The following is a 15,470-nucleotide window of genomic DNA, read 5'->3' on the forward strand; positions in this document are numbered from 1 at the left end:
GGTGAATAATGAGTAAAGCAAATGCGATTCAGAAGGTTTATCCCCTTAGTCCGATGCAGGAGGGGATGTTGTTTCACTCCATTATGAACAGCGAGTCCAGCGCGTATTTTACGTTAATGGAAGCAACTTTAACCGGAAGCGTGGACCCCGAGCTGTTCGAGCAGTGTTTAAACGGCATCATAATCGAATTCGACATCTTGCGTACCGTGTTTGTCCATCAAAATTTGCCGCGGCCAAGGCAGGTTGTCCTTCATGAGCGCAGCACGAAGCTGCATGACGAGGATCTCCGCCATTTGACGGAGGCTGAACAAAATAAGTATATCGAGTGTTATAACGAGGCAAACCGATTACGCGGTTTTCAACTTTCGAAGGATGTGCTGCTTCGAGTCGCTTTGTTTCAGACAGCTGAGCATACCTATCGTTTAATGTGGAGCCATCATCATATTTTGATGGATGGCTGGGGCTTTGGCGTCGTCATTCAGCGGCTGCTTCAAATGTATGCCGCAAAACGTACAGGCGGCGCGATTCCGCCGGGTATCGTCTACCCATACGGCGATTACATAAAGTGGCTGGAAAATAGAAGCAAAGAAGAATCGCTTATTTATTGGAAAAACACGCTTGCAGGCTTTGAAGGGCAAACGTCATTGCCGCATCGCCCGCTTAGCGGTCCATCAGAACCATTTGAGCAGGGCCAGCATGAGTTTGCGATTGACGCAGCTTCAACGCTGCTCCTGACTCGAATGGCTGGTGGCTGCGGAGCAACATTGAACAGCGTGTTTCAAGCCATTTGGGCTGTGCTGCTCAGCAAATACAATCGGACGAATGACGTCGTTTTTGGCTCAGTCGTGTCAGGGCGGCCTTCGGACGTACCTGGAATCGAGCAGATGGTCGGATTGTTCATCAATACGGTGCCGGTGCGCGTTCGCCGTACGGATGGTCTTACTTTCGCACAGCTGTTAACGAACATACAAGCCGATGCGGTTGAAATGGAGGCCCACAGCTATTTGCCGCTTTACGAGGTGCAAAACCAGTCTGAACTGAAGCACGCACTGCTCGATCATATTTTAATATTTGAAAATTATCCGCTCGGCAAGGATGTGGATGGCGAGCAGGCTGAGGACATCATTGGCTTTCAGACACAGGTCGACCGCGTGTTTGAACAAACCAATTACGATTTGAACGTCGTTGTAGCTCCTGCTGACGAGCTGTCTATCAAATTTAGCTATAACAAGAATAGGTTCGATTGTGCCTTCATTCAGCGAGTGGAAGGACATCTGCGCGGCATCATTAATCAAATTTTAAATAACCCCGCTATAGCGCTGAGTGACCTTGTCGTTGTAACAACAGATGAGAAGCGGAAATTGACAGCAGTGTTTAATGCGACAAAACGGCACTTTGAGGAGCCGAAGCTCGTTCATGCCTTGTTCGAGAAGCAGGTGCGTCATACGCCGGAGCATATCGCTGTGATTGGAGCCGGCGTTGAGCTGACTTACCGGGAATTGAACACGGAGGCTAACCGGCTGGCGCGGACGTTGTTAGAGCATGGCGCCGCTGGACGCATCGTGGCGGTTATGACGGAGCCTTCTCCCGATCTGGCGGTTGCGCTGCTCGCTGTGCTCAAAGCGGGTGCGGCATATTTGCCGATCGATCCCGCGCTTCCAGCGGATCGTATCCGCTACATGCTCGAGGACAGCAAAGCATGCTGCGTGCTATCTGATCCCCACTTCGCGCAGCTTGCGGAAAGCTACGGAGGCAAGGTTATTGATATTAGCGATATAAGCGGCTATGCGGAGGATGCCTCCAATCTGGCTATTCAGGTACAGCCGAATGATCTCGCCTATATCATTTACACATCAGGCACGACGGGTAAGCCTAAAGGGGTCATGATTGAGCATCGCAGCATTGCGAATACGCTGCTTTGGCGCAAAGCAGCGTACCTTTTCAGCCCTGAGGACCGAACGCTAGTCTTCTTGTCATTTGCGTTCGATGCTTTCGTCAGCACATTTTTCACACCGCTCCTTGCAGGCTCGTCCGTTTTATTAGCGAAGGCCGTGGAGGCTAAGGACCCGTCCGCGCTGAAGAGGCTGATTGCAACGAACCGAATTACGCATTTTAGCGCAGTGCCTGCGATGTTCCTAGCCATTCTGGATGTCATCGATCGCGAGGAAGCTATGTCGCTCAAAGCGGTAACTCTCGGCGGCGAGAAAGTTACGGAGGATGTCGTTAACCGTGCAAGAAGCATAAACCGAAACCTTGAGCTCATTAATGAATACGGGCCGACGGAAAACAGCGTTATCACGACTTGCTTGCGTCATGTCGAGGACGGAAGACGAATTACGATAGGCACACCGATTGCCAATACGCAGGTATGGATACTCGGTTCGGATAGGCAGCTTCAGCCAGTCGGCGCGGCTGGCGAGCTCTGCATTTCTGGCGAAGGAATTGCCCGGGGATATTTGAATCAGCCAGAGCTGATGGAGCAGCATTTTGTGCCGAATCCTTTCGCTGAAGGCGCTGGATTGCTTTACCTTACAGGCGATCTAGCCCGGTGGTCAGAGGATGGCCAGATCGAATTTGTAGAGCGGATCGATCATCAGGTGAAGATTCGCGGCTATCGAATCGAATTAGGCGAGATCGAAGCGGTGCTTCGCAAGCAGCCTGCGATTAAGGATGCTGCAGTGCTTGCTGTACAGGATGGCGCCGGATCAAAGCAGCTGTGTGCATATGTAACGGTAGAAGAAGGAGCGGAGTGGGGGGAAGCATCATTAAGAAAAGCACTCGGAACGGAGCTGCCTTCTTACATGAATCCGGCATATGTCATGAGGCTAGAGCGTTTGCCTTATACGCCAAATGGGAAGCTGGACCGCAAGGCGCTGCCGCTTCCGGAAGCGAGCTTAGGAGGCCGGGCATATACAGCACCCGAAACGCTGCTTGAGGCGCAGCTTCAGCCGATTTGGGAGCAAATTTTGCAGGTGGAGAAAATCGGCGTGACGGAAGATTTTTTTCAGCTGGGAGGGCATTCGCTCAAAGCGATGCTGTTAGCAGCGAGGGTTCAGAAGGAGCTGCAAACCGATATTCCGTTAAAAGCGCTGTTCGAGCATCCGACGATCCGCGGCATTGCCTGTTTCATAGAAGGAGAAATCGAAGCGGAAGGCTCGTTTGTCGCGATAGCGCAAGCAGAGCCAAGGGAAGTGTACCCGTTAACCTCGGCGCAGCGAAGAATGTTTGTCATCAATCAATTTGAGAACGTCGGGACGGCTTACAATATGCCCGATGCTTTGCTCATGGAGGGTCGACTTGACAAGGCGAGGCTTGCAGATGCCTTGCAAAAACTGATCGAGCGGCATGAGCCGCTGCGGACCTCGTTCGAATGGCAGGAGGATGAGCCCGTTCAGCGCATACATGACGCGGCTTCCCTTGAGCTTGAATTATTTGAAGCGACTAACGCGGAGCAGGCTGAAATAAGGATGAGCGGGTTTGTTCGTCCGTTTGACTTATTGACCGCCCCGCTAATGCGAGCTGGCCTTATCCGTTTGGAGGAGACGCGTCATCTGCTCTTGCTGGATGTGCATCATATTGTTGCCGACGGCATTACGATTGGACAATTCATACATGATCTAGCGGCCTTGTATCGCGGTGAACAGCTGCCGCAGCTAGACATTCAGTATAAGGATTATGCCGTGTGGCAGCAGGGAGATGGATATGCGGAACGTATGAAGAAGCAGGAAACTTTCTGGGTGGAACAATTCTCGGAAGAGGTGCCCGCGTTTGATTTCCCTGCCGATTTCCCACGCCCGCTTGTGCGTGATTTTGCCGGCAAGCGATATGAATTCGCAGCTGATGAGCAGTTGACGGCAGCGCTTCGCAAATTAGCGTCGGCTCAAGGCGCAACGCTGTTTATGGTGCTGTTCGCAGCTTATAACGTGCTGCTCGGCAAATATACCGGCCAGGAGGATTTTGTTGTCGGAACGCCGACAGCCGGCCGGGCTCATGATGAGCTGCGGGCTATGACAGGGTTGTTCGTAGGCACGCTTGCGCTTCGAACGAGGCCGAAGCAGGAGCTTGCTTTCGAGCAATATCTTGCCGAGGTTAAGCAGCATTGCGTTAAGGCGTTCGAGCATCAGGATTATCCCCTTGAGCAGCTGCTGCAAAAGCTGGGCATTCCGCGCAGCATGAGCCGCAATCCTCTGTTCGATACGATGTTTCTTATGCAAAATATGGACTCAGCCGATTTGCAGCTTGAAGGCTTAAGGCTGACATCCTATCCGCAATCCAATAATATTGCCAAGTTTGACTTGACCTTTGGCGCGATAGAGCAGGATGAGTCGCTTCATTTCAGCATCGAATATGCAGCGGCCTTGTATCGCCCGGAGACTGCGAAGCGGTTAGGAGATCATTACATAGAGCTGCTGCGCGGAATCGCAGCACATCCAGAGAAAAGGTTAGCTGACCTGGATGTGTTAAACGGCGGCGAAAAGGAGCGGCTGCTTAACGAATTTAACGATACAACCGCAAGTTATCCGCATACGGCTACGATCGCTTCGTTATTTGAGCAGCAGGTTTTCCGTCATGGGGAGCGAATTGCCGCATCGGATGGTGAGCGGCTGCTCACCTATCATGAGCTGAACGCCCGGGCGAACATGCTCGCAAGGCGTCTTCGCAACGAAGCGGAGGTAAGGCGCGACAGCCTTGTCGCGATCCTTATGGATCGCTCTACGGATATGATCGTGGCAATGCTCGCAGTATTAAAGTCGGGTGGCGCATATGTACCGATTGATCCGGCATACCCGGAGGAACGAATCCAGTACATACTCCGCGATAGCCAGCCGAAAGCGCTGCTGACACAAACCTCCTGTCTCCATCTGGCTAATAACGGCGTGGGGAAGGTATTTGATCTCCATGACCGTGTATTATTCACGGGTGATGACAGCGGCCTTGATTCGGTTAATGAACCGCAGGACTTAGCCTATATCATCTACACGTCAGGCACTACCGGCCAGCCGAAGGGCGTTATGATTACGCATCGGAATGTCGTAAGGCTAATAACGAACGATCGGCTAACCTTTGATTTTAATGAGCATGACGTATGGACGATGTTTCACTCTTATTGCTTTGATTTCTCGGTATGGGAAATGTATGGCGCTTTGCTGCATGGCGGGCAAGTTGTCGTCGTGCCGCGCTCTACGGCGCAAAATCCGCAGGCGTTCGCCGAGCTGCTGAGACATGAGAAGGTTACGGTGCTGAACCAGACGCCGACTGCTTTTTATGCGTTGATTCAAGAAGAATTGCGCAGGCAGGAGCAGGGTTTAGCCATTCGGTATGTGATTTTTGGCGGAGAGGCTTTGAACCCGGTCATGCTCCGTCCTTACCGCGAGCTGTACCCGGGCACAAAGCTGATCAATATGTATGGCATCACGGAAACGACAGTGCATGTTACTTATAAAGAAATAACCGATCACGAGATTTCTACTAATGTAAGCAATATCGGGGTGCCGATTCCAACGCTTACCTGCTATATTTTCGATGCCAGGCAGCGGCTGGTTCCGATTGGCGTTAACGGCGAGCTTTATGTCGGCGGGGATGGCGTGGCTAGAGGGTACTTGAACCGGGAGGAGCTCACGGAGGAACGTTTCGTGCCGAATCCTTATAAGCCTGACGAGAGGCTGTACAGGACCGGCGATCTGGTTCGCAGAATGGCAAACGGTGAGATGGAGTATCTCGGGCGGATCGACCATCAGGTGAAAATTCGCGGCCACCGGATCGAGCTAGGTGAAATCGAGACTGTGCTTCTCAAGCATAAGAAGGTAAAAGAAACGACCGTCACCGCGCGTGACCAAGAGAACGGAAGTAAAGCGCTGTGCGCCTATATCGTTGCCGAGGAGCAGCTGACCGTTACCGAGCTGCGCGAGTTTGCTAAGGAATGGCTGCCCGATTATATGATACCCGCCTACTTTGTCCAGCTGGACAAAATCCCGCTGACCTCAAATGGCAAAATAGACAGGCCGGCGCTGCCTGAGCCGGATATGAGCATCGCGCTTGGCAGCAGCTATATGGCTCCTGAGTCGATTCGGGAGCAGCTGCTTGCGGACATTTGGCGAAGCGTGCTTGGCGGTCATTTGATCGGACTGTCGGAAAATTTCTTTGCCCTTGGCGGCGACTCTATTAAAGCCATTCAAGTAGCTGCTAGGCTCGGGGCGTCCGGCCTTAAGCTGGAAATAAAAGATTTATTCCAGTATCCCACTATTCAAGAGCTTGCTCCGCGGCTAAAGGCTGCTACCCGAAGCATCGATCAAGGCCCTGTCTCGGGTGTGGCAGCGCTAACGGCTATTCAGCAGTGGTTTTTCCGGCAGCGGTTTACCGATGCCCATCATTGGAATCAATCGGTCATGCTGTACACGCCGGAACGATTTGAAGAAAAAGCGATAAGGTCCGCAATGGATGCGATCATGCGGCACCATGATGCCCTTCGCTTCGTATTCCGTCCAAATGAGGAAGGCTCTATTACGGCCTTCAATTTAGGGCAAGAAGAAAATACGTTTGCTTACGAGTACGTTGATTTAACCGACGAGACCGATGATCGCGAGGCGCTTGCACGACATGCCGAGAAGCTTCAAAGCTCTATTAATCTATCGGAGGGTCCATTGTTCCTCACCGCTCACTACCGGACTACAAACGGCGACCATTTGCTGCTGATCGCCCATCATCTGGTTATCGACGGCGTATCCTGGCGCATTTTGTTCGAGGATCTGGAGCAAGCGTACAGTCAGGCGCGGAGCGGGGAAGCAATTCGGCTCCCGCTCAAATCCGACTCCTTCCTCTATTGGTCGAAGCAGCTTCACAAGTATGCGGAAAGTCCGCTTTTGCTTAGGGAAGCAGACTACTGGAGAGAGCTGGAGGAGAGAGGCATCATTCCGCTTCCTCGCGATCAATACGCGGGACGAGGTGATTTCTCGGTGCTGCGGACGGCTTCGTTCGAGCTGGATGAGCAGCAAACGGATCATTTGCTGAAACGGGCGGGACGTGCGTATAACACGGAAATCAACGATTTGCTGATGACAGCTTTAGGCCTTGCGGTTAAGGAATGGTCGGGCATAGAGCAGGTAGGCATCAACTTAGAGTCACACGGGCGTGAGCCTATCGCCGAAGCGCTGGACATTTCGCGCACGGTGGGCTGGTTCACATCGCAATATCCGGTTGTGCTGGATATGCGCGCAGCGGGTGATTTAGCCCGCCAGATCAAGCTGACCAAGGAGCAGCTGCGAGCTGTTCCAAGCAAAGGCATCGGCTATGACCTATTGAAATATTTGACCCCTGAGCCATTGAAGCCAGCGCTGCGCTTCAATCTTGAGCCGGAAATTTGTTTTAACTATTTGGGCCAGATTGATGGCGATGTGACAAACGACATATTCAGGATGTCGGATTATGATAATGGGTCCCCTGTCAGCGCAAAAGCGGAAAACAGCTTCGCATGGAGCTTCGGCGGCATTGTTGAGGATGGCCGGCTATCGATGAAATGCCACTACAACAGCCTAGAATTTTCGGAGGAGACGATGAACCGCTTTATGGCTGGTTATCGTGCGCAGCTAAGCCGCGTAACCGTTCATTGTACCCTGCAAGAGGATACCGAGCTGACGCCAAGCGATATTAGCTCGAAGGGGATGTCGGTAGACGACTTGGAAGACATTTTTGAGCTGCTGGAAGAAAAGCTGAAATGAGAAAGCTCAAATGAGAAAACGAGCGAATATGGTTATCAGAGAGGTGCGAAATGTCCACTTTTAAGAAAGAGCAAGTAAAGGATATTTACTATTTGTCTCCGATGCAGGAAGGCATGCTGTTTCATACCTTGATGAGCCGGGATGCCTCTTATTTTGAGCAAATGACCGTCCGTATTCGCGGAGAGCTGGATATTGCCTTGTTCGAGGAGAGCATGAACCGGATCATTGCGCGTTACGATGTGTTTCGGACCACTTTTTTGTATGACAAGGTTAAGCGGCCGGTTCAAGTCGTGCTGAAGGAGCGCTCGCTAACCATTCAGATTGAGGATTTGTCGGGATTAACGAAGGAAGCTCAAGAGGCTAGCTTGGAGTCAGCAAGGCGGAAGGATCGTGAGGCTGGCTTTGACTTGTCTCATGATATCCCTATGCGAATGATCGTGTTCCGGCTTGCCGCAGGCGAATACGAAATGATTTGGAGCCATCATCATATTTTGATGGACGGCTGGTGCCTTGGAATTATTATCAATGAATGGTTCAGCGTGTACGGATGTTTAAAACGCAAGGAGATTCCTGCACTTGCGCCTACCCAGCCGTATAGCGAATATATCAAATGGCTGGAAAAACAGGACAAGGAAAAAGCGTTAGCCTACTGGCAGGAGCTGCTTGGCGGTTATGAGCAGGGAGTATCGCTTCCGAAACGGAAAAATCAGCCAGCCATTCAAACGACCCGCTATGAGCAAGCCGAAATACGCTTCAGCTTTGGCTTGGCACTCTCCCATAAGCTTCAGGAGCTGGCAAGCGGCTGTCAGATAACGTTGAACAGCTTGTTCCAAACTTTATGGGGCGTGCTGCTTCAACGGTACAACCATCTGGATGATGTTGTGTTTGGCTCCGTCGTATCCGGCCGTCCATCTGAGCTGCCCGGTATTGAAACGATGGTCGGACTGTTTATAAACACGATTCCTGTTCGCGTACGGCGTTTGGGGGATGAGACGTTTGCCGAGCTTGCTGCCATCGTACAACGGGATGCGATTGAATCAGAAAGCTATGACTACATGCCGCTGTACGATATTCAAAATAGGACGGAACTAAAAAACAATCTTATTCAGCATATTATTGTGTTTGAAAATTATCCGATTGAAGAGGAAGTATCAGGGAGCGGCTCGGAGGATACGCACGGCTTTGATGTTGGCGACATAAGCATGTACGAGCAGACGAGCTATGATCTGAATATTATGGTGCTTCCGAGCGAAGACCTGACCGTGAAGCTTAATTATAATGCTGCTGTATATGATCCGAAGCAGCTTCAGGCTATTGAAGGCCATCTCATCACTTTGGCTAAGCAAGCTGTGGCCAATAAGGACATGCCTGTTCGCAGCATGCGAATCGTTACCAACGAGGAGCAGCAGCTGCTCGAATCGTTCCAAGGCGAGACATGCGATTACCCATCGGAGTACACGATTCATCGTTTGTTTGAAGAGCAGGCTGCCCGTACGGCGGATGCGGCGGCAATCGTGTTCGGCTCCGAGCAAATCACCTACAGCGAGCTGAACGCAGCAGCGAACCGGATCGCGAGCAGCTTGAGGCAGCAGGGGGTCGGCCCTGACAAACCGGTGGGCATCATGGCGGATCGTTCGATTGCCTATGTAACGGGCGTGCTTGCCATATTAAAGGCTGGCGGCGCATTCGTGCCGATTGATCCGGATCTTCCGGCAGAGCGAGCTGCATACATGCTGGAGAATAGCGGAGCGGAGATGCTGCTGATCGCGCCCGATATGGCAAGCAAGGCAGCAACCTTTGTTCAAAGTAGAATCAAGCTGCAGCTGCTGCAGGATGAGCTGTATGCTGAATTGCCGCCGGGCAATTTGCCGCCAACATCAAGCGCGAACGATTTATTTTACATCATCTACACGTCCGGCACGACGGGTCAGCCCAAAGGCGTCATGCTGGAGCATAAAAATATGGTTAACCTGCTTTCTTATACAGGAACGAAAACAACGGTTCCTTATCATACGAAGGTGCTGCAATATACGACAATTAGCTTCGACGTCTGCTATCAGGAAATCTTTTCGACCCTTCTGGCAGGAGGCACGCTTTGTCTAATCGATAATGATACGAAGCGCAGCGTAGAGAAGCTTGCGGCTTGGATCAGCAAGCAATCGATACCGGTCTTGTTTTTGCCGGTGCCTTTTCTCAAATTTATATTTAATGACGTGGATTACGTCGCCTTGTTCCCGCCTTGCGTGAAGCATATCATAACCGCAGGCGAGCAGCTTGTCGTCTCAGACGGGCTTCGAGCCTACTTGCAAGATCGCGGGGTTATCCTCCATAACCATTACGGTCCATCGGAAACACATGTCGTTACGACGTTGTCGCTAGGGGCACGGGATGCGATAGCCGAATTGCCGACGATCGGAAGGCCGATCCAAAATACGGGCATTTATATTTTAAATAACGGCATGCAGCTTCAACCCGTTGGCATACCCGGCGAACTGTATATCGCCGGAGACAATGTGGGGCGCGGTTATATCGGAAACGCTGAGCTTACAGCGGAGAAATTTTTGCAAAGCCCCTACCGCAGCGGAGAACGTTTGTATCGAACGGGAGATCTTGCGAGCTGGCTGCCAAACGGTGACATCGAATTGCTGGGCCGCATTGACCATCAAGTAAAAATTCGCGGTCACCGCATCGAGCTTGGCGAGATTGAATCGCGGCTGCTTAATCATCCAGCTATTGCGGAAGCGGCGGCAATCGCCTATGAAGATGATCAAAAAAGCAAATATCTATGCGCGTATTTTGCAGCATCTGAAACGTTGTCGACAACGGCGCTGAGAGAGTATGTGCTTGAAGCGATGCCTGATTATATGGTGCCGTCTTTCTTCATGCAACTGGAGAAGCTGCCCATTACAGCCAACGGGAAGACCGATCGCCGATCACTGCCCATGCCGGAAGGAGGCATGAAAAGAGGCGCTGCCTATGTGGCTCCGACAACTGAGCTGCAGCGAAAGCTGGCTGCGATATGGGCGGAGGTGCTGGGAGCTGCCGATGTTGGCATACGTGAGAGCTTCTTCGCATTAGGGGGCCATTCCCTCAAAGCAATGACGCTTGTGTCCAGCATCAGCAAGCAATGCGGAGTCGACGTTCCGCTTAAATTGTTGTTCGAGCGACCAACCATTGAAGCGCTGGCGACATATCTTGCGGACGATAAAAAACCAGCAGCAGCCGATTACCCATCAGCCGTTCCGCAGGCGAAGAAGCAGGAGAAGTACCCGGTGTCGTCCGCGCAAAAAAGAATGTTTGTACTTAGCCAATTGGGCGGCGCTCATACGGGCTATAACATTCCGGGCATTTTCCTGCTTGAGGGAGAGATCGATTACGCTCGCTTCGAGGGGGCGATGCAGAAGCTGGTGGAGCGGCATGAATCGCTGCGGACTTCCTTTAGGCTAACCGATGGCGAGCCGATGCAGCACGTGCATGACAGCATCCTTTTTCATGTGAATAGGATTGATGCCTCCGAGCTGCCGGATGCGGGGCGCGAGCCGGAAATGCTGATGGAACGATTTGTCCGTCCCTTTGAGCTGAGCAACGCGCCATTATTTCGTGTAGAGCTGGCTAAGCTGGCTGCGGATCGTCATTTGCTGCTTTTTGACCTGCATCATATTATTGCAGACGGTGTTTCACTCGGCATCGTTATTCAGGAATTCATAGCCCTATACCAGGGAGAAGCGCTGCCTGAGCTGCGAATCCAATATAAGGACATTGCCGTCTGGCAAAATAGCCTCATCGGAACAGAGGTTTTCGGCAGGAAGGAAGCATATTGGCTTGAGCAATTTTCTGGCGATTTGCCCTTGCTCGATCTGCCGACCGATTACCCGCGGCCAGCCATTAGAAGCTTTGAAGGAGAGCATATATCGAAACGCCTCGAACCGGGGCTTGCCGCTTCGCTTGAAGAGTATGCAGCGAAGGAAGGTGTTACGCTCTACATGCTGCTGCTCGCTGCATACTTCGGCCTGCTGTACAAATATACCGGACAATCGGATATTATCGTCGGATCGCCGGTTGCGGGACGAACGCATGACGATATGAATCAAGTTGTCGGAATGTTCGTGAATACGTTAGCGCTGCGTGCAAAGCCGGAAGGAGCCAAGACGTTCCGTGCCTTGCTGCAAGAGGTGAAGGAAACTTCGCTGCTCGCGTTCGAGCATCAGGATTACCCGTATGAAACGCTGCTGGAGAAGCTGGATATGCCTCGTGATTTGAGCCGGAATCCGCTGTTTGATGCCGTGTTTATGGTACAGAATCTACCAGAGGCCGCAGCTGATCCGAATGGGTTAAACGTAACGTCCTGCGAATTTGAAAATAAATGGTCCAAATTTGATTTGACCCTTATGGCTGAGCCGTCAAGCCTTGGGTTAACGCTTGGCGTTGAATTCAGCACCGCCTTGTTCGGCAAAGATACGATGCAGCGGTTTCTGAGCTGTTATACGCAATTTTTAACAGCGGTCGTTCGCCAGCCTGATCTGACTCTAGCAGAAATAAACATGCTGACAGAGGAAGACAGCCGCGTGCTGCTGGAGGATTTTAACGAGACTGCGATTGAAATCCCGGCTGGCGGTACGGTGCACTCCCTATTCGAGCAGCAAGCGAGCCGTATTCCGGATGCGCTTGCCCTGAAGTTTGGTGACACTGCATTGTCCTATGCTGAGCTTAATGAGAAGGCGGACAAAATGGCAGCGAAGCTTCGCCGATCAGGCATTGGAGCGGAAGCGATTGTTGGCGTCATGATGGAGCGATCCGCCGAGCTGGTCGTGTCGATGCTCGCTATTATTAAAGCCGGCGGCGCTTATTTGCCAATCGATATCGACTATCCCACGGAACGGATTCGGTTCATGGTTAGGGACAGCGGCGCTAAGCTGCTCATAACCAGGCGGCAAGACGAAGAGAAGGCTCGGGCAGCCATTGAAGAGGAGAGCAATCTGCTCGTCAAAGAGGAGATCGATGGGCAATCTGCCGATGAACCGCTTCTGGCCATTGGCGATGAGGGAGAGCATCAACCATGTTCGCTGGACAGCTTGGCGTACGTTATTTATACGTCCGGAACAACAGGGCAACCCAAAGGAACTTTGCTGGAGCATAGAGGCCTTGTCAATTTGCAGCGTTATTTTCAAAATCAATACGGCATCGGCGAAGGGGATCGAATCGCCCAGTTTGCGAGCAGCTCGTTCGATGCCTCGGTGTGGGAAATAAGCATGGCGCTTCTAACCGGGGCAAGCCTGCATATCGTTCCGAAGGAAGCGTTAAACGATTATGCAAGCTTTGAAGCTTTTATGGGCGAGGAGAAAATTACGCTCATCACGTTGCCGCCAACGTTCGCTGTTCATTTGGACCCCTTGCGCCTGCCCTATTTACGCCGCCTGATTACCGCTGGGTCTGCAGCTTCGAGGGAGCTGGTCAGCCGCTGGTTCGACCGCGTAAGCTACGTCAATGCATATGGCCCAACGGAAACGACGATATGCGCGACCGCCTCCGAAATAGATGAGAAGCTGTTTGAATCTACTTCGTCCGTATCGATCGGCAAACCGATCGCGAATACTCAAATATATATGGTCAGCCCGGATAACCAGCTGCAGCCGATCGGCGTGCCGGGGGAATTATGCATCGGAGGCGCGGGCCTCGCAAGAGGATATCTTAACCGGCAGGAGCTGACTGAAGCGAAATTTGTTTCAAATCCTTTCCTGCAAGGAGAGAGGATGTACCGAACCGGAGATTTGGCACGATGGCTGCCTGATGGCAGCATTGAATATTTGGGCCGAATCGATCATCAGGTGAAAATACGCGGCTACCGCATTGAGCTTGGCGAAATTGAAGCGGCTATGCTTCAAATGGATCGTTTGGAGGAAGCGGTGACGCTCGCTCTTCATGACGAGCGGGGGGATGCTTATCTGTGCGCGTTTTATACGGCTCCAAGCGGACTTGAAACTACAGAGGTGCATGAGCATTTGGCAGCGAGGCTGCCGGGCTTTATGCTGCCGACGCGCCTCATCCCGGTAGCGATTATGCCGCTCACTGCCAACGGAAAAATCGATCGCGCAGCGCTGCAGGAGATTGCGTCAACCTTGTTTGAGGACGACGACTCGAAGTATGTCATGCCTCGAACGAAGACGGAAGTGAAGCTCGCCAGCCTATGGTCTGAGCTGCTCGGTGCAGAGCGTATCGGCATCCATGACGATTTCTTCAAGCTTGGCGGCCATTCACTGAAAGCGATGAGTTTAGTCTCCAAGGTTTTTCAAGCCTTCGGCGTAAAGCTGCAATTAAGCTCCCTGTTTGAGAACGCGACAATCGGTGCATTGGCATCGGTGATCGATCGCAAGGAGCGGGTTGAGGCGACAGCGATTATTCCGCTTCCGAAGAGCTCCCATTACGAAGTATCCTCGGCGCAGCGGCGGATGTACATCATGCATCAATTCGATAGCGAAGGCACGGGCTACAATATGCCTGGCGCTATGTTCATTGAGGGCGAACTGAACCCTGACCAATTACAGGACACTTTCCGCAGCATCATTCAGCGTCATGAGGCTTTCCGGACGACGTTTCACGCGATTGGGGGAGAGCCGGTGCAGATCATTCATGATGAGGCTGCATTCGAGATTTCTTACCGCCAAGCGAGCGAGGCGGAGCTTGGAGGCGTACTGAACGGTTTTGTCCAGCCTTTCGATTTGGAGCAGGCGCCTCTGCTTCGTGTCTTGCTCGTCATGGTTGAGCCCAATAGGCATCTGCTCCTGTTTGATATGCATCATATTATTTCGGACGGTGTCTCGATGGCTATCCTGGTCGGCGAGTTTGCCGAGCTTTATGCAGGACGGGAGCTGCCGCCTCTAACGCTGCAATACAAAGATTTTGCTGCTTGGCAGAATAAGCTGTTTGCTTCCTCGGCGTATGAACGCATGGAAGCATTTTGGGAGGCGCAATTTGCGGGCGGCATCCCTCAATTATCGCTCCCGACCGATTTCCAGAGGCCGGAGAAACGGGATTTTGCAGGCGATTCGATTACGTTTGGCATGCCGCCTGGATTAAAGAGCAAGCTGCTGCTTCTAACTGAAGATACGGTCTCAACCGTATTTATGGTGCTGCTTGCAGCTTATCATGTGCTCCTCTCCAAGTATTCGGGCCAGAGTGACATCGTTATCGGGGCGCCGGCTGCCGGCAGGCCGCTTGCCGAGCTTGAGCAAGTGATGGGCATGTTCGTTAATACGCTGGCGCTGCGGAATATTCACGAAGCGGATTTGACCTTTGCAGAGTTTGTGCTTCAAGTAAAAACACTCACGCTCGAAGCCTTCGAGCATCAGGACTTTCCGCTTGAGCAGCTCATAGCGAAGCTTGGCAAGCAGCGCGACTTAAGCCGCAATCCGCTGTTTGATACGGTGTTCAGCCTGCAAAATATTGCGGGCGAGGCAGCAGAGATCTCAGGCTTGCGATTTGTGCCGTATGAGCATGGCAGCTCGATTGCGAAGTACGATTTGACGCTGTCGGCGGTCGATGAAGAGGAAGGCTTTAGATTCTCTTTCGAATATGCAACTTCGTTGTTCAAGCGGGATACGGTTAATCGGCTGGCGCAGCATTTCATTAAGGTGCTGGAGACTGTGGCGAGTGATCCAAATAAACGCATCGGCGACATTGAGCTGATCGAAGCCGAACAAATGGATAATTTACTCGGAGAAGACGTACAGTTTCAATTCTGATTCGGTTGGAGGAGAC

The 15,470-nt window shown here is 52.0% G+C and carries 2 protein-coding genes; both read left to right on the forward strand.

What is annotated here, in order from left to right; all coding sequences use genetic code 11:
• The first annotated feature begins 8 nt into the window (after window positions 1-8).
• The gene (locus A7975_RS20430; RefSeq protein ID WP_065386307.1) at window positions 9-7,715 is read left to right on the forward strand and encodes a non-ribosomal peptide synthetase; all 7,707 of its coding nucleotides are present in this window, start codon (window positions 9-11) and stop codon (window positions 7,713-7,715) included.
• Between the two features lie 50 nt (window positions 7,716-7,765).
• Window positions 7,766-15,454 (forward strand): non-ribosomal peptide synthetase, encoded by a 7,689-nt coding sequence (locus A7975_RS20435; RefSeq protein ID WP_065386308.1) that lies wholly within the window; start codon window positions 7,766-7,768, stop codon window positions 15,452-15,454.
• Window positions 15,455-15,470 lie beyond the last annotated feature (16 nt).

This window comes from Bacillus sp. FJAT-26390 (assembly GCF_001682865.1).
Taxonomy (GTDB): domain Bacteria; phylum Bacillota; class Bacilli; order Paenibacillales; family Paenibacillaceae; genus Pristimantibacillus.

Excerpts from the sequence above, each read along its gene's own strand:
- A7975_RS20430 (WP_065386307.1), top strand. The coding sequence starts at position 9 with ATGAGTAAAGCAAATGCGATTCAGAAGGTTTATCCCCTTAGTCCGATG.
- A7975_RS20435 (WP_065386308.1), top strand. The coding sequence starts at position 7,766 with ATGTCCACTTTTAAGAAAGAGCAAGTAAAGGATATTTACTATTTGTCT.